This window comes from Rhodoferax sp., assembly GCF_010365055.1.
GTDB lineage: Bacteria > Pseudomonadota > Gammaproteobacteria > Burkholderiales > Burkholderiaceae_C > Rhodoferax.
On record NZ_JAAFHA010000036.1, the window covers coordinates 15014 to 36543 of the forward strand.

Consider the following 21530-nt stretch of genomic DNA (forward strand, 5'->3'; position numbering starts at 1 on the left):
CACAAGGCACCATGGCAAGCACACCCGCATTGAATTTCGATTTTCCTGCCCTGCAGGAAAGGCTGTTGGGGCAATTTCGCAACCTCGATCCCAAAGACCCGTCCAACTGGCCCGCGCTGCCGCGCTATCTGCTGTTTGCCGCCATTTCCGTTGGGGTGGTGGTGATACTTTGGTTTCTGTGGCTCAGCACGTCTCAAGAAGAGCTAGCCGCCGAGCAGGCCACGGAAGTGACGCTGCGCGAAGAGTACAAAATCAAATTGGGCAAAGCCGTGAACCTCGAAGCACTGAAAAAGCAGCGTGAGCAGGTTCTGCAATATGTGACGCAGCTCGAGAAGCAGCTCCCCAGCAAAGCCGAGATGGACGCGTTGCTGTCCGACATCAACCAGGCCGGCTTGGGGCGCAGTCTTCAATTCGATCTCTTCCGCCCCGGGCAGGTCACGGTCAAGGACTACTATGCCGAACTCCCCATTGCCGTGCGTGTCACGGGTCGCTATCACGACATCGGAGCCTTTGCGTCAGACATCGCCAACCTCTCGCGCATCGTGACGTTGAACAACCTGACCATCGTGCCCGGCAAGGAAGGAACCTTGGCGATGGACGCCACGGCCAAGACCTTCCGCTATCTGGATGCCGGCGAAGTAGCCGCGCAGCGCAAGGCGACTCCAAATGGAGCAAAGAAATGATGGTTGTGCCCAAACTTCTCCTCACGAGTCTGCTACTGGCGCTGGCTGCTTGCGGTGCCACCGGCGAGGATGAACTGCGCCAATGGATGACCGAGCAGAAGAGCCAGACCCACCCCAAGGTCGCCCCGATTTCCGAGCCCAAGCAATTCAAGCCCGAGAGCTATACCCAGGTCACCGCGACAGAGCCTTTCAGCAACCAGAAGCTGACCCAGGCCCTCAAGCGCGAGTCGACACAATCGGTGAGCAGCGGCGCCTTGATCGACCCCGAGTTGGCGCGCCGCCGCGAAGCCCTGGAAGCCTTTCCGCTGGATGCCATGGCCATGGTGGGAAGCCTGACCAAAGCGGGCCAACCGGTGGCGCTGGTCAAAGTCGACACTTTGCTGTACCAGGTCAAACCGGGCAACCATCTTGGACAAAACTACGGGCGGGTAACCAAAATCACCGAGACCGAAGTCACGTTACGTGAAATTGTGCAAGACGCCGTGGGCGAGTGGATCGAGCGCCCCGCGACTTTGCAGCTGCAAGAGAAATCAAAATGAACAATCAAAACTACTGGATGGCAAAGCGGGTGTGGCAACGGGTTCTGCCGGCGGCATGGCTCATGATGCTGGCGCTTGGTGCGCAGGCCCAAAGTGCCATACAAGCGGTGTCTGGGTCGATTCAAGGCGGTGTTGAGGTCGTCAGAATCGACCTGTCGCAGCCACTGACGGCCCTGCCGACCGGGTTTACGATCCAGTCCCCAGCCAGAATTGCGCTTGATTTCCCGGGCGTGACAAGCGCCGTGGGCCGCTCCACCGTTGAGATCAACCAAGGCAATTTGAGGTCAGTCAGTGTGGTGCAGGCGGGGGATCGAACCCGCGTGGTGCTGAACCTGAAGCAGGCAACGGCTTACAGAGCCCAACTGCAGGGCAAATCGTTGTTGGTGGTGCTGGATGCCGTGGCGCTCGCCGCACCAGCAGCATCTGCGGCCCCTGTTTTTGCAGAAAGCCGCAGCCGGGACACTCTGCCACTGAAAGATCTGGATTTCCGTCGCGGTGATGAAGGGTCTGGCCGCATTGTGGTGTCTCTGCCCAGCAGCCAGGTCGGCGTTGATATTCGCCAGCAGGGAGCAACGCTGGTGGTCGAGTTCATGAAATCCACCCTGCCTGAAGGGATGCGCCGCCGTCTGGACGTGACTGACTTTGGCACCCCAGTGCAAACTGTGACGACGTTCGCAGTCGGCGATCGCGTGCGCATGGTGATTGAGCCCAAAGGCCAATGGGTGCACAGTGCTTACCAGACTGACGAACAGTTCGTGGTCGAAGTAAAACCGGTCAAAGTGGACACCTCCAAATTGACGCAAGGGCCGGGTTACAGCGGGCAAAAGCTGTCGCTCAACTTCCAGAACATCGAAGTGCGCTCGCTGTTGCAGGTGATTGCCGACTTCACCAATTTCAATATCATTACCTCGGACTCGGTCAGTGGGTCGGTCACTCTGCGTCTGCAAGACGTGCCCTGGGATCAGGCGCTTGACATCATTCTGCAGGCCAAGGGTCTGGGCATGCGCAAGACTGGCAACGTGCTGTGGATTGCGCCCAAAGACGAAATTAACGCCAAGGAAAAGCTAGAACTTGAATCGGTCGCTTCGCTGCAGAGTTTGGAGCCCTTGCGCACGCAATCGTTCCAGCTCAACTACACCAAGGCGGCAGACGTTGCCGCCCAGCTCACCGCCGGCGGCGGCGGTACCGGTGCCACCAGCTCGCGCATGTTGAGCCCGCGCGGCAGCACCATTTCGGAAGCCCGCACCAACCAGTTGTTTGTGACCGACATCCCCAGCAAGCTCGAACAGGTGCAGCAATTGATCGCCAAACTCGATATTCCCGTGCGCCAGGTGCTGATTGAAGCGCGCATTGTGGAGGCCTCGGACACCTTTGGTAAATCGCTGGGTGTCAAGCTGGGCGGCAACGATCTGCGCGCACAGAAAGGCGGCGATGGCGGCTACCAGCTCTCTGGCGACAATCGTGTGGTCTTTGGCACCAGCTATGGCAATGCGGTGGCCAGCAGTGGCGCCGGTGGCGCCGTTGACCTGACCAGCAATTTCATCAATCTGCCGGCCGTCGGTCAGGGGGGCTACAACGCGGCGACCTTTGCTCTCTCAATCTTCAGTTCGGCCGCTAACCGTTTTCTGAATCTGGAACTGTCAGCACTGGAAGCCGATGGCAAAGGTAAGGTGGTCTCCAGCCCGCGCGTCGTCACGGCCGATCAAATCAAGGCGCTGATTGAGCAAGGCACGGAGTTGCCCTATCAAATAGCGTCGTCCAGTGGCGCCACCGCGATTGCCTTCCGCAAGGCCAATTTGAAGTTGGAAGTCACGCCGCAAATCACCCCCGAAGGCAACATCATTCTGGACCTGGACGTCAACAAGGACACCGTGGGCCAGTCCACTGCGGCTGGCTTTGCGATCAATACCAAACACATCAAAACCCAGGTGCTGGTTGAAAACGGCGGTACCGTTGTGATTGGTGGCATCTTCGAATTGACCGAAAGCGACAATGAAACCAAGGTGCCTTTCTTGGGCGATTTGCCCGGCGTTGGTAATCTGTTCAAGAGCCGCGGCAGGGTATCCAATAAGCAGGAAATGCTGGTCTTCATCACGCCCAAGGTGGTGGCGGACCGGGCAGCACGCTGAGTTTTGCTATAAATTTTGAATTGCAGGAAGATGAATATGAAGTTATCGAACTATGTTTTGGGTCTGGCGGTGGTGGTGGCACTGACGGCGTGTGGCGGGGGTGGGGGGAATCCGGGGACAACTAGTGACGGAGCAGGAGCAGGAGCAGGAGCAGGCACAGGAACCGGAACAGGAACAGGAACGACGACATCTGCGCCAACAGTCGTCGCCAGCGTAGTAGATGCAAGCGGTGCCTCTGTGACAGGTATTTCATTGGCCACGGGTTTTCTAGCTCGGGCAACTGTCAAAGACGCCAACGGTGCGGCGGTCATTGGCAAATTGGTTACGTTTGAAATTAGCGGTGCCTCGATCGCAGTGTTGAGCCCAACAACAGCGTTGACTACCGCTCCCTTAGGGATCGCAGAGGTTGCCATAGCGCCAGCATCGGTTTCCAGCATCGGGGCTGCCACGTTGTCAGCAAGCGCAGATTTCTCTGGTGTTTCGGTGCCAGGAACTATTGACTTTGCTGTCCAGTCTTCTAGTCTCGCCCTCTCTGCTGTGACAGTAACTTCTGCAAGTTTGCCTTCCGCTGGAAATACACCTGTGCAAGTGACAGCATTAATCAGTGGGGCGCCAGCTGTTGGGGTGCCTGTCAATGTAAGTTTCAACGCTTCCTGCGGAAAAATCAACGGCCAAGACACCACATCTGGTGGCGTGAGCGTAACGACGAATGGGTCCGGAGTTGCGTCAGCTGTATACGACGCAGTTGCTGCCGACGGCTCATTGTGCAGTGGCTCGGTAACGCTGACTGGTTCTAGCGCAGGTGCTGTTTCGCAATCCAAAACAATTAGCGTTGCCGTGCCGACCGCGAGTGCAGTTGTGTTTATGTCGGCAACGCCAGCGCAGATATTTGTTGCCGGGTCTGGAGCATTGGATCAAGCAATTGTGAAGTTTAGAGTCTTGTCTTCCGGTGGCTCAGCTCTTCCTAGCGTACCCGTGAAGCTCAGCATCGTGACCAATCCCGGTGGAGTTGGTCTGGGGTCAGCCGGTGTTACAGCGCCTGTAACCGTTACCACGTTGGTCAACGGGGAAGCATCCGTTTCTGTTTTCTCTGGCACGATTCCTGGGCCTGTAAAAGTTCGTGCTGAGCTTGCGTCGGATCCGCTGGTATTTTCGGAGTCGCAGAATTTAACCGTTGCATCCGGGCCACCGTCACAACGGTTTATGAGTCTTTCTGTTGAAACATTCAATATTGAAGGATGGAGTATTGACGGAGCCAGCACGCAGTTGACGGTGCGGATAGCGGATCGGCAAGGCAATGCGGTAGACGACGGAACCGTAATTAACTTTACCGCAGAGGGCGGACAAGTTGCAAGAAGTTGCGCAACCGTCCGTGTCAATGGCGTGTCGCAGTGTTCAGTAACTTTTATTTCTCAAAATCCGCGGCCAGCCGGCGGTCGCGCCTCCGTACTTGCCTACATCGCTGGAACAAAAGACTATGTCGATATCAACGGAAACAACACCTTTGATGCAGGAGACACACTGCTAAACATTGGTGATGCTTATCGCGATGACAATGAGAACGGCATTTATGAGAATGCAATCGGTGAGTTCGTCGTGCCCCGTAATGGCACATCGGTGTGTGCAGGTGCAGGCGCACCATTCCCGGCGCGAGTCAATACTTGTGATGCGAATTTGGCTACAACAGTTCGACAACAGGCTGTGATTTTGTTCTCATCAACAAACCCGGTTTTCGATCCAACTTCTGTTAGCACAGGCAGCGTGTCGTTCAAATTGCGTAGCAGCACGAATACATTGCTTCCTTTGCCGGCTGGGACGACTTTCACAGCGCAGGCAACTGACTCCAATACAACCGATGGGTTTGCATGTGCTGTTGATCAAACTTATGGAACTCCGGTTCCCAATGTTCAGCCTGGAATCAATCCAAACGTCGATATTGCATCGTCTGGGGCGGTCACTTTGAAAAACTGCCGCGCTGGCGACTCGGTGACTATCACAGTGACGGTGCCTTCCGGCTTAAAAACTACCTTTTTTGCCAATATCCCTTGATTGTCAGTTTGGTCGGCCTGCCCGGCTCCGGCAAATCCACCGTCGGGCGACAACTCGCCCGGCGGCTGCAACTTCCCTTCTTTGACTCCGACCATCTGATTGAGCAGCAACTGGGCTGCTCAATCCGCGAGTATTTCGAGCGCGAGGGCGAAGACCGGTTTCGGGATGTCGAAGAATCTGTCATCGACGAACTCACCCAAAAGCAAACCGGCGTTGTCTCAACCGGTGGCGGCGTCATCTTGCGGCCGGCCAACCGCCAGCATCTGCGCCAGCGTTGCCGCGTGGTGTACCTCAATTCCTCGCCCGACGAACTGTTCCGGCGCTTGCGTCATGACGTGAACCGGCCTCTGCTGCAGGTGGCCGATCCCTTGACCCGGCTGCGCGATCTGCATGCCTTGCGCGATCCGCTCTACCGGGAAACCGCGCACTTCATCATCGAGACCGGTCGTCCGTCGGTTGCCACCCTGGTGAACATGATCGTGATGCAACTGGAGTTGGCGGGCGTGCCTCTCAAGCCCCTAAACTCAGCCCCATGAACGCCACCGACCTCCAAACCGTTGCCATTGACTTGGCTAACCGCAGCTACCACATCGCCATTCGCGGCTCGCTGTTTGACAACCCCCTGAGCTACACCGAATTGCCCGCCGCCAGCAGCGCGCTGATCGTGACCAACGCCACGATCGGGCCGCTCTATGCGCAGCGGCTGCAAAGCGCTTTACAGGGCAAGTTCAAACACATCCACACGGTGGTTCTGCCCGACGGCGAGGCGTTCAAGACCTGGCAGACGCTGAACCTGATTTTTGATGCCTTGCTCTCCCACGCTTGCGACCGCAAAACCATTCTGTTTGCGCTGGGTGGCGGTGTGGTCGGCGACATGACCGGTTTTGCAGCTGCCAGCTACATGCGCGGTGTGCCATTTGTGCAGGTGCCCACGACACTGCTGGCGCAGGTTGATTCGTCGGTGGGCGGCAAGACCGGCATCAACCATCCGCTGGGCAAAAACATGATTGGCGCCTTTTACCAGCCGCTCAAAGTGGTGTGTGACCTGGACACGCTCAAGACGCTTCCCGCGCGCGAGCTCAGTGCCGGGCTGGCCGAAGTCATCAAATACGGCCCGATTGCCGACCTGGAATTTCTGGCCTGGATTGAGGCCCATATCGACGCCCTCATGGCGCGCGAGCCGCAGGCACTGGCGCACGCCGTCAAACGCAGTTGCGAAATCAAGGCCTGGGTGGTGGCGCAAGACGAACGCGAGGCGGGCCTGCGTGCCGTCCTCAACTTTGGTCACACCTTTGGTCACGCGATTGAGGCCGGGCTGGGCTACGGCGAGTGGTTGCATGGCGAGGCTGTGGGCTGCGGCATGGTGATGGCGGCGCACCTGTCGCTCAAACTGGGTCTCATTAACGCAGCGCTGGTGCAACGTCTGACCGCGCTGATTCAAAAAGCCGGCCTACCCATCAAAGGGCCGCAATTGTCAGCCACCGACAATGCCGGGCGCTACCTGGAACTGATGCGACTGGACAAGAAGGCCGAGGACGGCGAGATCAAGTTTGTCGTGATCGATGGCCCAGGCAACGCCAGCGTGCGCAGCGCACCGGATGCACTGGTGCGTGAAGTCATCAATGATTGCTGCGCCTGACTACTATAAAAATAGTAGCTACTAAGGTATATGCGAAGGGGTCTAGAGCCCGGTTTATTATAAATTCATGACGCTCGCCTGCTACGCCTGCGATCCCGCCCAATCGCGCGGTCGCCATTACCCCCAAGCCCCGGCCCTGACGCGCACCGAGTACCAGCGCGACCGCGACCGCATCGTGCACAGCACCGCTTTCAGGCGGCTGGTGTACAAGACGCAGGTGTTCGTCAACCACGAAGGCGACCTGTTTCGCACCCGCCTGACGCACTCGCTGGAGGTGGCGCAACTGGGGCGCTCGGTGGCCCGGTCATTGCGGCTGAATGAAGACCTGGTCGAAGCCATTGCGCTGGCGCACGACCTCGGACACACGCCGTTTGGCCACGCCGGGCAGGACGCGCTCAACGATTGCATGACCGCCTTTGGGGGCTTTGAGCACAACCTGCAAAGCCTGCGTGTGGTCGATCACCTGGAGGAGCGTTACCCCCAGTTTGACGGCCTGAACCTGACGTTCGAGACGCGCGAAGGCATTCTCAAACACTGCTCCCGCAGCAACGCCCAAGTGCTTGAAATGAAGGAACCCGGTGGCGTCGGCCTGCGATTTCTGGATGGCACGCAACCCAGCCTGGAGGCGCAGTTGTGCAACCTGGCCGACGAGATTGCCTACAACGCGCACGACATCGACGACGGTGTGCGCTCTGGCCTGATCACGCTGGAGCAACTTGAAGCGGTGGCCCTGTTTGACGATTTCAGGCGCGAAGCGCTGGCTGAGTACCCGCAGTTGCAGGACGCAGCGCAGGGTCGGCGCCTGCTCTATGAAGCGACCCGGCGCATGCTCACCGCGCAGGTGCACGACGTCATTGCCGCGACCACCGCGGCCTTGGAAAGCACCGAGCCGACCAGCGTGGCGGCGGTGCGGCATCAGGCACCTTTGGTTCAGTTTGGCCCGGACATGCGTCTCAAATCACAGGCGCTCAAGACATTTTTGCTGCACCACTTGTACCGTCATCCCCAGGTCATGCAGACCATGAACCAGGCCCAGAGAATCGTGCATGAACTGTTCAAGGCCTATCTGGAACAGCCGCAGGAAATGGGCGAAGGCTTTCTGGCGCGCGCGCAGGCCGCCAGAGGCGCAGCGGACGCCCAGAGTGCCAGCGCGCGCGTGGTGGCCGACTACATCGCCGGCATGACCGACCGTTTTGCAGCGCGCGAGCACGAGCGGCTCGCGGGCGTGAAGCTGCTGTGATAATTGAGGCCAATGATCAACATGCCTGTCTCGTCACAAGTAGCCATCGATGACACCCGCGCCTGGCTCGAGCGCGCCGTGATCGGCTTGAACCTGTGCCCGTTCGCCAAGGGCGTGCATGTCAAGGGGCAGGTGCACTACGCTGTGAGTCACGCCACCACCGCCCAAGCCCTTTTGCACGACCTTGAATTTGAGCTAAAACAGCTGCTAGCCCTTGATGCGTCTGTGCGGGACACTACACTTTTGATACTGACTGAGGGGCTGGCCGATTTCCTGGATTTCAATGATTTTCTGGCCGAAGCTGACCAGACTTTGGTTGATCTGGCGCTCGACGGGATTTTGCAGATTGCCCCTTTGCACCCGCTGTTCCAGTTCGCCGGAACGTCAGACGATGACATCACCAATTACACCAACCGCTCGCCCTACCCCACCTTGCACCTGCTGCGCGAAGACAGCATTGACCGCGCCGTGGCGGCTTTTCCGGATGCCGAAAGCATTTACGAGGTGAACATGCAAACCTTGGAGCGGCTTGGGGTCGAAGGCTGGGCCGCGTTGGGTGTCGGGCGCTCAGCCGGCTGCCCGGTGGCGTCGCACGATGTAGCGCTACCGGCTGCGGCGTCGCACGACCCCAAAAAAGCATGAAAAACAAAAGCAAAATGCCAGCCCCGCAAGCGCTGGCCGACGACATCCGGCCCGGCCAATCCCTGGAGCTGCTCAAGGAACTGCACATCCTGACCCTGGAGGGCAAGCTCAACCAGGACTCGCGGCGCAAGCTCAAGCAGGTTTACCACTTGTTTGGCTTCATCGAGAAACTGCTGCTTGAGTTGGGCGATAAACCCGGTGGCATCACGCTGGCCGACCACGGTGCCGGCAAGTCGTATCTGGGCTTCATCCTGTACGACCTGTTCTTCAAGGTGCAAAAAACCGGGCACATCTACGGCATCGAGACTAGAGCGGAGCTGGTGCAAAAGTCGCGCGAGCTCGCCGACCGGCTGGGCTTTGGCCGCATGTCGTTTTTGAATTTGAGCGTGGCCGAGTCAGCGCAGTCTGACCAACTGCCCGAGCGCATTGACATGGTGACCGCCTTGCACGCCTGCGACACCGCTACTGACGATGCCATTGCCTTTGGGCTGCAAAAGCACGCTCGCTTCATGGTGCTGGTGCCCTGCTGCCAGGCGGAAATAGCGCGCTGCCTGAACCAGCACAAGGCGCTGTTGCTGGCGCGCACGCCGCTGGCCGAGCTGTGGCGTCATCCGCTGCACACGCGCGAGTTGGGCAGCCAGATCACCAACGTGCTGCGCTGCCTGTACCTGGAGGCATCGGGCTATCAGGTCACGGTGACCGAGCTGGTCGGCTGGGAGCACAGCATGAAGAACGAGCTCATCTTGGCGCGCTACACGGGTCAGAAGAAGCGTGCTGCTGCGGAGCGGCTGCAGGCCATTCTGCGAGAATTTGGCTTGGAGCAGTTGAACCAAACGCGCTTCAAAATATCGAACGAGCTTTAACCAAAGGGGTAAGGAATGAAAGTTTTGTTGACCGTGAGTCTGCTTGTTCTGCTGGGGGGCTGTGCCACCAGCAGCCCGGATGTCATCCAGCGTGGTGATGCCCAGCGCATGTCCGAAGTGATAGATGCCACGGTATTGAGCGTTCGCCCGGTCACGGTCGATGGCAGTCAGTCGGGCGTGGGCGCGGCTGCAGGCGGCGTGGTCGGCGGCATTGCCGGGTCCAGCGTGGGCGGGCGGCGTGAAAATGCCGTTGTGGGCGTCTTGGGAGCCGTGGTCGGCGCGGTGGCAGGCAATGCGATAGAGCGCATGGGCACGCAAGAAGAAGCAGTCGAAATCCTGGTGCAACTCAGGAATGGCAGCCGCCGCGCCATCGTGCAAGCCAAAGGCAACCAGACCTTGCTGCCCGGCGATGCGGTCGTACTGGTCACCACCGGTGGCAAGGTGCGCGTCACCCGGGCACTTCGCTGAAGAAGAAGTGGACGGTCGGGATTGGCGCAAAGATTTTAGCTTTTTTGCCATCTAGCCCCCGTAGAATATGCGTAGTTAGCTATGTATTTTATAGCATCGCAGCGCTGCGATCCCGGCTAGATTGATTGAGCGTTTCGCTCTGGAGAACCATGGCCCGCCTGCCCCGCCTCACCCTGCCCGGCTACCCGCACCACATCATCCAGCGCGGTAACAACCGGCAGGCGATTTTTTCGACAGCAGCGGACTATCAGACCCTGCTCGACCTGCTGGCGGAAAACGCCAGCAAGTTCGACGTTGCCGTTCATGCCTATGTGCTGATGAGCAACCACTTTCATCTGCTCGCCACACCGCACACGCTTGAGGGCCTGCCACAGATGATGCAGGCGGTGGGGCGGCGTTATGTGCGCTATTTCAATGACAGCCAGCACCGCAGCGGCACGTTGTGGGAAGGTCGCTACAAGTCCACCCTGATCCAGACCGAGCGCTATTTGCTGGCGTGCATGGTCTACATCGACCTCAATCCGGTGCGCGCCGGTCTGGTGGCGCAGGCGCGCGACTATCCGTGGTCCAGCCACGGCCATTACACCGGCCTGCAAACTGACAAGTTGATCACCCCGCATCCGCTGATCTGGGAATTGGGCAACACGCCGTTTGCGCGCGAAGCCGCTTACGCCGAATTGGTGCAAAACGGCCTCACCTCAGTGCAGCAGTCGGCTTTGACCGACGCCACGCTGCGCGGTTGGGCGCTGGGCGACCCTGATTTTGTGGCTGACTTACAAAAAAGAACGCAGCGCCGGGTGAGCCAGATCAGCGCGGGACGACCTGTTTCTGTTCAGAAAATAGTGCAAAATGAGCCTCTAGCCCACGTCAAGTAAGCGTCAACTGCTATTATTTTCAATATGTCCCTAATTATTTGTTGACGATACTATTCTGGAAATAATTGGAATCTGACCCCAATTATTCTACTTGGAACTTTTGTGGCGGTGCGGTATTCTTCACCATTCCCACAATTTTTAGGAGCGCGCCATGACGACGGCTGCCGAGATCAAGCATCTCAAGGAACACGGTTTGTATTCATCCACCCAGGAGCACGACGCGTGCGGGGTCGGTTTTGTGGCGCACATCAAGGGCGTGAAGTCGCATGACATTGTTCTCAATGCCCTGAAAATTCTAGAAAACCTGGACCACCGGGGTGCTGTCGGCGCCGACAAACTCATGGGCGACGGCGCGGGCATCCTGATTCAATTGCCCGACGCGCTCTACCGCGAAGAAATGGCCGCACAGGGCGTCACCCTGCCCCCGTTTGGCGAGTACGGCATGGGCATGGTCTTCTTGCCCAAAGAACACGCCAGCCGCCTGGCCTGCCAGGAGGAGTTGGAGCGCGCCATCAAGGCCGAGGGCCAGGTGCTGCTGGGCTGGCGCGACGTGCCCGTCAACCGCGACATGCCGATGTCGCCCAATGTGCGCTTGAAGGAGCCAATTCTCAAGCAGCTTTTCATTGGGCGCGGCAACGACGTGATCGTGCAGGACGCACTCGAGCGCAAGCTCTATGTGATCCGCAAGACCGCCAGCGCCGCCATCCAGAACCTGCAGCTCAAGCACAGCAAAGAGTATTACGTGCCCAGCATGTCGAGCCGCACCGTCATTTACAAAGGCTTGCTGCTGGCCGATCAGGTCAGCACCTACTTTTTGGACCTGCAAGATGAGCGCTGCGTCTCGGCGCTGGGCCTGGTGCACCAGCGCTTTTCAACCAACACATTCCCCGAGTGGCCGCTGGCGCACCCGTACCGCTATGTCGCGCACAACGGCGAGATCAACACCGTCAAGGGCAACTACAACTGGATGAAGGCGCGCGAAGGCGTGATGAGCTCCCCGGTGTTGGGCGCGGACCTGCAAAAGCTCTACCCGATCAGCTTTCCCGACCAGTCGGACACCGCCACCTTTGACAACTGCCTGGAACTGCTGACCATGGCTGGCTACCCGCTGGCGCAAGCGGTGATGATGATGATCCCGGAGCCCTGGGAACAGCACGCCACCATGGAGGCGCGGCGCCGCGCGTTTTATGAATACCACGCCGCCATGATGGAGCCGTGGGACGGCCCGGCCAGCATCGTGTTCACCGACGGGCGCCAGATTGGCGCCACGCTGGACCGCAACGGCCTGCGCCCCTCGCGCTACTGCATCACCGATGACGACCTGGTCATCATGGCGTCGGAGTCCGGCGTGCTGCCGGTACCCGAAAACAAGATCGTGCGCAAATGGCGGCTGCAGCCCGGCAAGATGTTCCTGATCGACCTGGAGCAGGGCCGCATGATCGACGACGAAGAGCTGAAATCCAACCTGGCCAACAGCAAACCGTACCAGCAGTGGATCGAGAACCTGCGCATCCGCCTGGACGATGTGGTGGGTGGCAGCGAGCCCGCCTCGGCCTCTGAAGTCGAGGTCAGTCTGCTGGACCGCCAGCAAGCCTTTGGTTTTACACAAGAAGACATCAAGTTCCTGCTGGCCCCGATGGCCAGCAACGGCGAAGAAGCCACCGGTTCGATGGGCAACGACAGCCCGCTGGCCGTCCTTTCCGACAAGAACAAGCCGCTCTACAACTACTTCAAGCAGTTGTTTGCCCAGGTGACAAACCCGCCGATCGACCCGATCCGCGAGGCGATTGTGATGAGCCTGGTGTCCTTCGTCGGCCCCAAGCCCAACCTGCTCGACATCAACCAAGTCAACCCGCCGATGCGCCTGGAGATAAACCAGCCGGTGCTGGACTTTGTCGATATGGCCAAGCTGCGCGACATCGAAAAGTACACGCGCGGCAAGTTTCGCAGCCACACCCTGGACATCACCTACCCGCTGGCCTGGGGCCATGAGGGCGTGGAGGCGCAATTGGCCTCCCTGTGCGCCGAAGCAGTGGATGCGATCAAGGGCGGCAGCAACATCCTGATCATCAGCGACCGGGGCATCAGCGCCACTCAAGTCGCCATCCCGGCGCTGCTGGCGCTGTCTGCGGTGCACCAGCACCTGGTGCGCGCCGGGCTGCGCACCACCGCCGGTCTGGTCGTCGAGACCGGGACCGCGCGCGAAGTGCATCACTTTGGTGTACTCGCCGGCTATGGCGCCGAGGCCGTGCACCCCTACCTGGCGATGGAAACGCTGGCCGACATCTGCAAGGATCTGCCGGGTGAGCTCAGTGCCGAGAAAGCCATCTACAACTACGTCAAGGCGGTTGGCAAGGGCCTGTCCAAGATCATGTCCAAAATGGGCGTCTCCACCTACATGAGCTACTGCGGCGCGCAGTTGTTCGAGGCCATTGGCTTGTCCAGCAAGGTCGTGGTCAAGTACTTCACCGGCACGCCGAGCCGCGTCGAAGGCATCAGCGTGTTCGACATCGCGGAAGAAGCGATCCGCATGCACAAGGCCGCTTTCGGCGCCGATCCGGTGCTGGCCAGCATGTTGGACGCTGGCGGCGAATACGCCTGGCGCGCCCGTGGCGAAGAGCACATGTGGACGCCCGACGCGATCGCCAAGCTGCAGCACAGCACGCGCGCCAACAACTGGAACACCTACAAGGAATACGCGCAGATCGTCAACGACCAGAGCAAGCGCCACATGACGCTGCGCGGATTGTTTGAATTCAAGATTGACCCGGCCAAGGCCATCCCGGTGGAGCAGGTCGAATCCGCCAAAGAGATCGTCAAGCGCTTTGTCACCGGCGCCATGTCGCTGGGCTCGATCTCCACCGAAGCGCACGCCACGCTGGCGGTGGCCATGAACCGCATTGGCGGCAAGAGCAACACTGGCGAAGGCGGCGAAGACCCGGCGCGTTACCGCAACGAGCTCAAAGGCATCCCGATCAAACTCGGCGACACGCTCAAGAGCGTGATTGGCGCCGACGTGGTGGAGGTCGATTTGCCCTTGCAGGATGGTGATAGCTTGCGTTCACGCATCAAGCAGGTCGCCTCAGGCCGCTTTGGTGTCACCGCCGAATACCTCAGCAGCGCCGATCAGATCCAGATCAAGATGGCGCAAGGGGCCAAACCGGGTGAAGGCGGGCAATTGCCCGGCGCCAAGGTGTCGGACTACATTGGCCGCCTGCGCCATTCCGTTCCCGGTGTGGGTCTGATTTCGCCACCGCCGCACCACGACATTTATTCGATTGAAGACCTGGCGCAACTGATTCACGACCTGAAAAACGTCGCGCCGCACGCCAGCATCAGCGTCAAGCTGGTCAGTGAAATCGGCGTTGGCACCATTGCCGCAGGCGTTGCCAAGTGCAAGGCCGACCATGTGGTGATCGCGGGCCACGACGGCGGCACCGGCGCCTCGCCCTGGTCGTCCATCAAACACGCGGGCAGTCCCTGGGAAATCGGTCTGGCAGAAACCCAGCAAACGCTGGTGCTCAACCGCTTGCGTTCGCGCATCCGGGTGCAGACCGACGGCCAGATCAAGACCGGCCGCGACGTGGCCATTGGCGCGCTGCTGGGCGCTGACGAGTTTGGCTTTGCCACGGCGCCGCTGGTGGTCGAGGGCTGCATCATGATGCGCAAATGCCACCTCAACACCTGCCCGGTGGGCGTCGCCACCCAAGACCCGGCCTTGCGCAAGAAGTTCTCCGGCAAGCCCGAGCATGTGGTGAACTACTTTTTCTTCATCGCCGAAGAAGTGCGCCACATCATGGCGCAGCTGGGCATCGCCAAGTTTGACGACCTGATCGGCCGCTCGGACCTGCTCGATATGCGCGCCGGCATTGAACACTGGAAAGCCAGCGGCCTGGACTTCAGCCGTTTGTTTGCGCAAGCCAACGCGCCGGTGGGCGTACCGCGCTTCCAGACCGAGACGCAAGACCACGGTCTGGAGAAGTCGCTCGACAACATCCTGATTGCCAAGAGTCGCGCCGCCATCGACAAGGGCGAAAAGGTGCAGTTCATGGAGATGGCGCGCAACGTGAACCGCTCGGTCGGCGCCATGCTCTCCGGCGCGGTGACGCAGGTCCACCCCGAAGGCTTGCCCGACAACACCATCCGTATCCAGCTGGAAGGCACCGGCGGCCAGTCCTTTGGCGCTTTCCTGGCGCACGGCATCACGCTCTACCTGATTGGCGACGCCAATGACTACACCGGCAAAGGCCTCTCTGGCGGCCGGGTCGTGGTGCGCCCCAGCATCGAGTTTCGGGGCGACGCGATCAAGAACACCATCGTCGGCAACACCGTGATGTATGGCGCCACCAGTGGCGAAGCGTTCTTTGCCGGCGTGGCCGGCGAGCGTTTTGCGGTGCGCCTGTCGGGTGCGACCACCGTGGTGGAAGGCACCGGCGACCATGGCTGCGAGTACATGACGGGCGGCACCGTGGCGGTGCTGGGCATCACCGGGCGCAACTTCGCGGCAGGCATGAGCGGCGGCATTGCTTATGTCTATGACGAGGACGGCAAGTTCGCCAAGCGCTGCAACACCGACATGGTGTCGCTGACCAAGGTGTTGACCGCGACGGAGCAAAAGGAAACGATGGAGATGAGCCTTTGGCACCGCGGCCAGAGCGACGAGGCGCAACTCAAGAAGCTGCTGGAAGAGCACAACCGCTGGACCGGCAGCAAGCGCGCGCGCGAATTGCTGGACAACTGGGACGTCGCCCGGCTCAAGTTCGTCAAGGTATTCCCCAACGAGTACAAGCGCGCGCTCGCCAAGATTTATGCACAAAAAGAGGCGCTAGCCCTCACCAGCCGTGCGCAAGCAGCTACAAAAAAAGAAGTAGCCCCGGCTAAATAAGGAAAAGAATCATGGGAAAAATCACGGGTTTCATGGAGTTTGAACGCATTGAGGAAGGCTACAAGCCGGTGCCTGAGCGCTTGAAAAATTACAAAGAGTTTGTGATCGGCCTGAACGACGCACAAGCCAAGCAACAGGCGGCGCGCTGCATGGACTGCGGCACGCCGTTCTGCACCAGCGGCTGCCCGGTCAACAACATCATTCCGGACTTCAACGACCTGGTGCACCGGGGCGACTGGAAGAACGCCATTGCCGTGCTGCACAGCACCAACAACTTCCCGGAGTTCACCGGGCGCATCTGCCCGGCCCCGTGCGAAGCGGCTTGCGTGCTCAACGTGAACGACGACGCGGTCGGCATCAAGTCGATTGAGCACGCCATCATCGACCGCGCCTGGCTTGAGGGCTGGGTGCAGCCGCAGCTATCAACCCACAAGACCGGCAAAAAAGTGGCGGTGGTGGGCTCCGGCCCAGCCGGCATGGCGGCGGCGCAACAGCTGGCCCGGGTCGGTCACGACGTGACCCTGTTCGAGAAGAACGACCGCGTCGGCGGCTTGCTGCGTTACGGCATTCCTGACTTCAAGATGGAAAAGTCGCACATTGACCGGCGCGTTCAGCAGCTGCAAAAAGAGGGCGTCACCATCCGCACCGGGGTGCTGATCGGCGAACTGTCCAAAGGCTCCAAGGTCACCAACTGGGCCAAGGAAACGATTTCTGCGCAGCAGCTGCAACAGGACTTTGACGCCGTGCTCTTGAGCGGCGGCGCTGAGCAGTCGCGCGACCTGCCGGTAGCGGGGCGCGACCTCGACGGCATCTATTTCGCCATGGAATTTTTGCCGCAGCAAAACAAGGTCAACGCCGGTGACAAAGTCAAAGGTCAGCTACGCGCCACTGACAAACACGTGATCGTGATTGGCGGCGGCGACACCGGCTCTGACTGCGTGGGCACCAGCAACCGCCACGGCGCCGCCAGCGTGACCCAGTTTGAAGTCATGCCGCAGCCGCCCATGGAAGAAAACCGGCCGCTAACCTGGCCCAATTGGCCGATGAAGCTGCGCACCAGTTCCAGCCACGAAGAAGGCTGTGAGCGCGAGTTCGCCATTTCCACCAAGGAATTCATCGGTGAAAAGGGCAAGCTCACCGGCCTCAAGACCGTCCATATCGAGTTCAAGAACGGCAAGATGGTGGAAATCCCCGGTACCGAGAAGACCTACCCGGCCGATCTGGTGCTACTCGCCATGGGCTTTGTGAACCCGGTCGCCACGGTGCTGGAGGCTTTTGGCGTCGACAAGGACGCGCGCGGCAACGCCAAGGCCAGCACTGAAGTCACCGGCGGTTACGCCACCAACGTCGCCAAGGTGTTTGCGGCGGGTGACATGCGCCGCGGCCAGAGTCTGGTGGTGTGGGCGATCCGCGAAGGCCGCCAGGCGGCGCGCGCGATCGATGAGTTTTTAATGGGGTCAAGCGACCTGCCACGCTGATAGGTGTAATCCCTTATGATCCAGGGGCCGGGCTCGACCCGGCCTTATTTTTTCCATACCTTCAATGGCCCCCACATCCGACTCCCTTGTTGAACTGCGCAATCTCACCTTTGGCTATGGTGAGCAGGTGGTGCTGGACGGCATTTCCATGTCAGTCCCGCGAGGCAAGGTGACGGCGCTGATGGGCGCCTCGGGCGGCGGCAAAACGACGATCTTGCGGCTGATCGGCGGCCAGAACCGGGCCCAGTCCGGCGAGATGCTGTTTGACGGGCAAGACGTCACGCCGATGAACCAGACGCAGCTCTACGCCGCACGTCGGCGCATGGGCATGCTGTTTCAGTTTGGCGCTTTGTTCGCCGACTTGTCGGTGTTTGAGAATGTGGCCTTCCCCTTGCGCGAACACACGGACCTGTCGGACGCGCTGATTCGCCACATCGTGCTGATGAAACTCAACGCAGTCGGCTTGCGCGGCGCGCGCGATTTGATGCCCAGCGATCTGTCGGGTGGCATGGCGCGGCGCATTGCGCTGGCCCGCGCCATCGCACTCGACCCTGAACTCGTGATGTACGACGAGCCGTTTTCCGGCTTGGACCCGATTTCATTGGCGATTGCGGCGCGCCTGATTCGCGAGCTCAATGACTCGATGGGCTTGACCAGCGTTTTTGTGTCGCACGAGCTGGAACAGACCTTTGCCATTTCGGACCACGTCATCATTCTGGCCAACGGCAAGATTGCCGCCCAAGGCACACCAGAACAGGTTCGCCAGAGCACCGATCCGCTGGTGTACCAGTATGTCAACGCCCTGACGGATGGCCCGGTGCGCTTCCATTACCCGGGCCCATCGATTGAAGAAGATTTCAGTGCGGGAGCTGCTCTATGAGTTGGTACAAACCGGCTGATGTCGGCTTTGCCGTGCGCCGCCAGCTGGCCGATCTCGGCCTGGGTGCACGCCTGTTCATGCGCTTGCTGGGCACCTTCGGACCGAGCTTCAAGCGTTTTGGTTTGATCCGCGACCAGATTCACTTTCTGGGCAATTACTCGCTGGCCATCATCGCGGTGTCGGGACTGTTTGTGGGCTTTGTGTTTGGATTGCAGGGCTATTACACGCTGCAGCGCTACGGCTCCTCCTCGGCGCTGGGTCTGCTGGTGACCCTCACGCTGGTGCGCGAACTCGGCCCGGTGGTCACGGCCTTGTTGTTTGCCGGGCGCGCCGGCACCTCGCTCACCGCCGAGATTGGTCTCATGAAAGCCGGCGAGCAAATTGCGGTCATGGAAATGATGGCGGTCGACCCGGTGCAGCGCATTCTGGCACCCCGGTTCTGGGCCGGCGTCATCACCATGCCCCTGTTGGCCGCTGTGTTCAGCGCCACCGGCATCATCGGTGGCTGGGCCGTCGGTGTGCTGATGATTGGCGTCGACGGTGGTTCGTTCTGGAGCCAGATCCAGAGTGGTGTCGATGTCTGGCAAGACGTCGGGAACGGCATTGTCAAGAGCATCGTGTTCGGCTTTACCGTCACATTCATCGCGCTGCTGCAAGGTTTTGAGGCGCAAGCCACGCCCGAAGGGGTCGCCAGCGCCACCACCCGCACCGTCGTGGTCGCGTCGCTGGCCGTTCTGGGCCTTGATTTCATCCTGACCGCCATGATGTTTACGATATGAAGACCTTGCGGGAAGGACTGCGTCCTGATTCTTTGCGGGACAGACCGCAGTTACGCGAAGCGAACCAGCTCTGTCCTCAACTGATCAAAGAACAAGCTCTGCCCCCAACTGATTAGAAAGAAGATTTATGCAACGCTCCAAAAATGACGTCTGGGTGGGCCTGTTTGTGCTAATCGGGGCGGCGGCCATCCTGTTTCTGGCTTTGCAGGCCGCCAACTTGCTGACCCTGAGTTTTCAAAAAACCTACCAAGTCAGCGCCAAATTTGACAACATTGGCGGACTCAAGCCCAAAGCCGCCATTCGCAGTGCCGGCGTGGTGGTCGGCCGGGTCGAGAAAATTGTGTTCGATGACAAATCGTTCCAAGCCCGCGTGACGCTGGCGCTGGAAAAACAGTATGTATTTCCCAAAGACAGCTCGCTGAAGATCCTCACCAGCGGCTTGCTCGGTGAGCAGTATCTGGGGTTAGAGCCTGGTGCCGACGAAAAGACGCTCGCCGCCGGTGACACCATTTCCAGCACCCAATCGGCGGTGGTGCTGGAAAATCTGATCAGTCAATTCTTGTTCAGCAAGGCGGCCGATGGCACTACGCCTGCCGCCGTTGGGGGTCAATAAATGACCAGGAGTCGCCAAATGCATCCAATGATTCGTCAAGCGGCGCGAGCCAAGTCGTGGGCAGGCTTGGTACTACTGGCGCTGGCCCTGACCGGCTGCGCCACTGGGCCCACCGCCAACCCGCAAGATCCGCTGGAGCCCTTCAATCGTGGCGTCTACCAGTTCAACGATGCGGTCGATGTCGCGGTCATCAAACCGGTTGCCACGGCTTATCAGGATGTCCTGCCCGCACCGATGCGCCGAGGGGTGCGCAATTTCTTTGCCAACTTGCAGGATCTCTGGTCGGGGGTGAACAACGCCATGCAATTCAAGGGCGAACCGGCGGCCAACAGTTTCGCGCGTTTTGGCGTCAATACCTTCATCGGCTTGGGCGGACTGGTGGACGTGGCGTCCGAGTTGAGACTTGAGCGTCACACCAAGGATTTTGGTCATACGCTGGGCTATTGGGGTGTCCCGCCCGGCCCCTATCTGGTACTGCCCCTGCTGGGACCGTCCACATTGCGCGACACGGCGGCCCTGCCGGTGGATGCGCAGGGCAACCTGGTATCCACCCTTGAACACATCCCAGCCCGCAACAGCCTGACCGTGCTGCGCCTGGTCGACACACGGGCCTCGTTATTGGGCGCTTCGGCCATGCTGGAAGCGGTGGCGCTGGACAAATACACTTTCACCCGCGACTCCTACCTGCAACGTCGTCGCAGCGGCATTTACGATGGCAACCCGCCCGATGATGGCGAAGTGGAAAAGTCACCCGTGAAGCAAGATCTTTCGGAGGTCCGAGACCGCACCCGGGCCTGGGTCAAAACCATCAAAGAATCCGGCAGCGCCGACGATGAGAAGGAAGAACCATGAAACGCCGTCTATTCAGTCATCTGCTCGTCGCGCTACTTGTCGGCACCTTCGGCTGGCTCGCTGGGCCCGCCAGCGCTGCCGATGAAGCCCCTGACGCGCTGATTGGACGCTTAACCACCGAGGCCTTGAACAGCATCAAGGCGGACAAAGCCGTTCAAAGCGGTGACGTCGCCCGGGTCATCGCCCTGGTGGACCGCCTGGTGATGCCCAACGTTGACTTCAAACGCATGACGGCCTCCGCCGTGGGTCCCAAATGGCGCCAGGCGACGCCGGAGCAACAACAGCGCCTGCAGGAGGAGTTCAAGATCTTGCTGGTGCGCACCTATGCCGGCGCTTTGTCCCAAGTCAATGAGGTGACCTTCAAGATCAAGCCCATGCGCTCCGATCCCGCTGAAACGGAAGTCGTGGTGCGCACCGAAATCAAAGGGCGCGGCGACCCGATTCAACTCGACTACCGCCTGGAAAAGACACCTGGCCAGGGTGCGGGCTGGAAAATTTACAACCTCAATGTCCTCGGTGTTTGGTTGGTCGACACCTACCGCAGCCAGTTTGCGCAGGAAATCAATGCCAAAGGCATCGACGGCTTGATAACCACACTGGCCGAGCGCAACCAGGCCAACGCCAAAAAGGGATGACTGTGCTGGTGTTACCGCAAGAATTGACGCACGCCCAGGCCACAGCAATTTTGAAGGCTCTGGTGCAAGGTTTGCCGGCGCTCTCGGGCTCAGAGGCCGTGGTGGATGCCGGCCCTTTGACCCGATTTGACTCGTCAGCGCTGGCCGTGTTGCTTGAGTTCAGGCGTGCTGCCTTGACCCAGGGCAAGCGCTTCTCGACACAAAGGCTGCCCAAACGGCTGGCTGACCTGGCCGGGGTGTATGGTGTGCTCGAACTGCTGGCGGCCACGCCTTTGAGCCCG

General features: G+C 59.8%; 19 protein-coding genes. All 19 read left to right on the top strand.

Annotated features, from left to right (window positions below; genetic code table 11):
* Positions 1-11: 11 nt before the first annotated feature.
* Positions 12-683: a type 4a pilus biogenesis protein PilO gene (locus GZ093_RS10155; RefSeq protein ID WP_296485524.1), complete on the top strand. Its 672-nt coding sequence runs from the start codon at positions 12-14 to the stop codon at positions 681-683.
* On the top strand, positions 680-1222 hold the full coding sequence (locus tag GZ093_RS10160) for a pilus assembly protein PilP (protein ID WP_296485525.1): 543 nt from the start codon (positions 680-682) through the stop codon (positions 1220-1222). Before GZ093_RS10155 ends, GZ093_RS10160 begins: the two co-directional genes overlap by 4 nt.
* On the top strand, positions 1219-3351 hold the full coding sequence (locus GZ093_RS10165) for a type IV pilus secretin PilQ (RefSeq protein ID WP_296485527.1): 2133 nt from the start codon (positions 1219-1221) through the stop codon (positions 3349-3351). The genes GZ093_RS10160 and GZ093_RS10165 overlap by 4 nt, the downstream gene beginning before the upstream one ends.
* Before the next feature lie 36 nt (positions 3352-3387).
* Positions 3388-5400, top strand: a complete 2013-nt coding sequence (locus GZ093_RS10170; protein WP_296485529.1) for a hypothetical protein — start codon at positions 3388-3390, stop codon at positions 5398-5400.
* Entirely contained in the window at positions 5397-5936 is a 540-nt protein-coding gene (locus GZ093_RS10175) for a shikimate kinase (RefSeq protein ID WP_296485531.1), read from the top strand. The genes GZ093_RS10170 and GZ093_RS10175 overlap by 4 nt, the downstream gene beginning before the upstream one ends.
* The gene (gene aroB, locus GZ093_RS10180; RefSeq protein ID WP_296485533.1) at positions 5933-7039 is read left to right on the top strand and encodes a 3-dehydroquinate synthase; all 1107 of its coding nucleotides are present in this window, start codon (positions 5933-5935) and stop codon (positions 7037-7039) included. Before GZ093_RS10175 ends, aroB begins: the two co-directional genes overlap by 4 nt.
* Positions 7040-7106: 67 nt before the next feature.
* Positions 7107-8279, top strand: coding sequence for a deoxyguanosinetriphosphate triphosphohydrolase (locus GZ093_RS10185; protein ID WP_296485535.1), 1173 nt, complete (start codon positions 7107-7109; stop codon positions 8277-8279).
* A gap of 21 nt (positions 8280-8300) precedes the next feature.
* Positions 8301-8921 carry a DUF1415 domain-containing protein gene (locus GZ093_RS10190; RefSeq protein ID WP_296485536.1) on the top strand — a complete coding sequence of 207 codons (621 nt, stop codon included), beginning with the start codon at positions 8301-8303 and terminating at the stop codon, positions 8919-8921.
* A complete protein-coding gene (locus GZ093_RS10195; protein WP_296485538.1) occupies positions 8918-9784 on the top strand; it encodes an SAM-dependent methyltransferase in 867 nt (288 codons plus the stop codon). The genes GZ093_RS10190 and GZ093_RS10195 overlap by 4 nt, the downstream gene beginning before the upstream one ends.
* Positions 9785-9799: 15 nt before the next feature.
* Positions 9800-10252, top strand: coding sequence for a glycine zipper 2TM domain-containing protein (locus GZ093_RS10200; RefSeq protein WP_296485540.1), 453 nt, complete (start codon positions 9800-9802; stop codon positions 10250-10252).
* 149 nt (positions 10253-10401) lie between these two features.
* Positions 10402-11127 (top strand): transposase, encoded by a 726-nt coding sequence (locus GZ093_RS10205; RefSeq protein WP_296485542.1) that lies wholly within the window; start codon positions 10402-10404, stop codon positions 11125-11127.
* A 151-nt stretch (positions 11128-11278) separates the two neighbouring features.
* Positions 11279-16012 carry a glutamate synthase-related protein gene (locus tag GZ093_RS10210; RefSeq protein ID WP_296485544.1) on the top strand — a complete coding sequence of 1578 codons (4734 nt, stop codon included), beginning with the start codon at positions 11279-11281 and terminating at the stop codon, positions 16010-16012.
* Between the two features lie 11 nt (positions 16013-16023).
* Positions 16024-17490 carry a glutamate synthase subunit beta gene (locus GZ093_RS10215; RefSeq protein ID WP_296485546.1) on the top strand — a complete coding sequence of 489 codons (1467 nt, stop codon included), beginning with the start codon at positions 16024-16026 and terminating at the stop codon, positions 17488-17490.
* A 64-nt stretch (positions 17491-17554) separates the two neighbouring features.
* Positions 17555-18370, top strand: a complete 816-nt coding sequence (locus GZ093_RS10220; RefSeq protein WP_296485549.1) for an ABC transporter ATP-binding protein — start codon at positions 17555-17557, stop codon at positions 18368-18370.
* A complete protein-coding gene (gene mlaE / locus GZ093_RS10225) occupies positions 18367-19149 on the top strand; it encodes a lipid asymmetry maintenance ABC transporter permease subunit MlaE (protein WP_296485551.1) in 783 nt (260 codons plus the stop codon). The genes GZ093_RS10220 and mlaE overlap by 4 nt, the downstream gene beginning before the upstream one ends.
* A gap of 127 nt (positions 19150-19276) precedes the next feature.
* Positions 19277-19762, top strand: coding sequence for an outer membrane lipid asymmetry maintenance protein MlaD (mlaD, locus tag GZ093_RS10230; RefSeq protein WP_296485553.1), 486 nt, complete (start codon positions 19277-19279; stop codon positions 19760-19762).
* Between the two features lie 27 nt (positions 19763-19789).
* The gene (locus GZ093_RS10235) at positions 19790-20614 is read left to right on the top strand and encodes a VacJ family lipoprotein (RefSeq protein ID WP_296485560.1); all 825 of its coding nucleotides are present in this window, start codon (positions 19790-19792) and stop codon (positions 20612-20614) included.
* A complete protein-coding gene (locus tag GZ093_RS10240; RefSeq protein ID WP_296485555.1) occupies positions 20611-21249 on the top strand; it encodes an ABC transporter substrate-binding protein in 639 nt (212 codons plus the stop codon). The genes GZ093_RS10235 and GZ093_RS10240 overlap by 4 nt, the downstream gene beginning before the upstream one ends.
* 2 nt (positions 21250-21251) lie before the next feature.
* Positions 21252-21530, top strand: a 279-nt coding sequence (locus tag GZ093_RS10245; protein WP_296485556.1) for an STAS domain-containing protein, incomplete at its 3' end; no start/stop codon positions are given.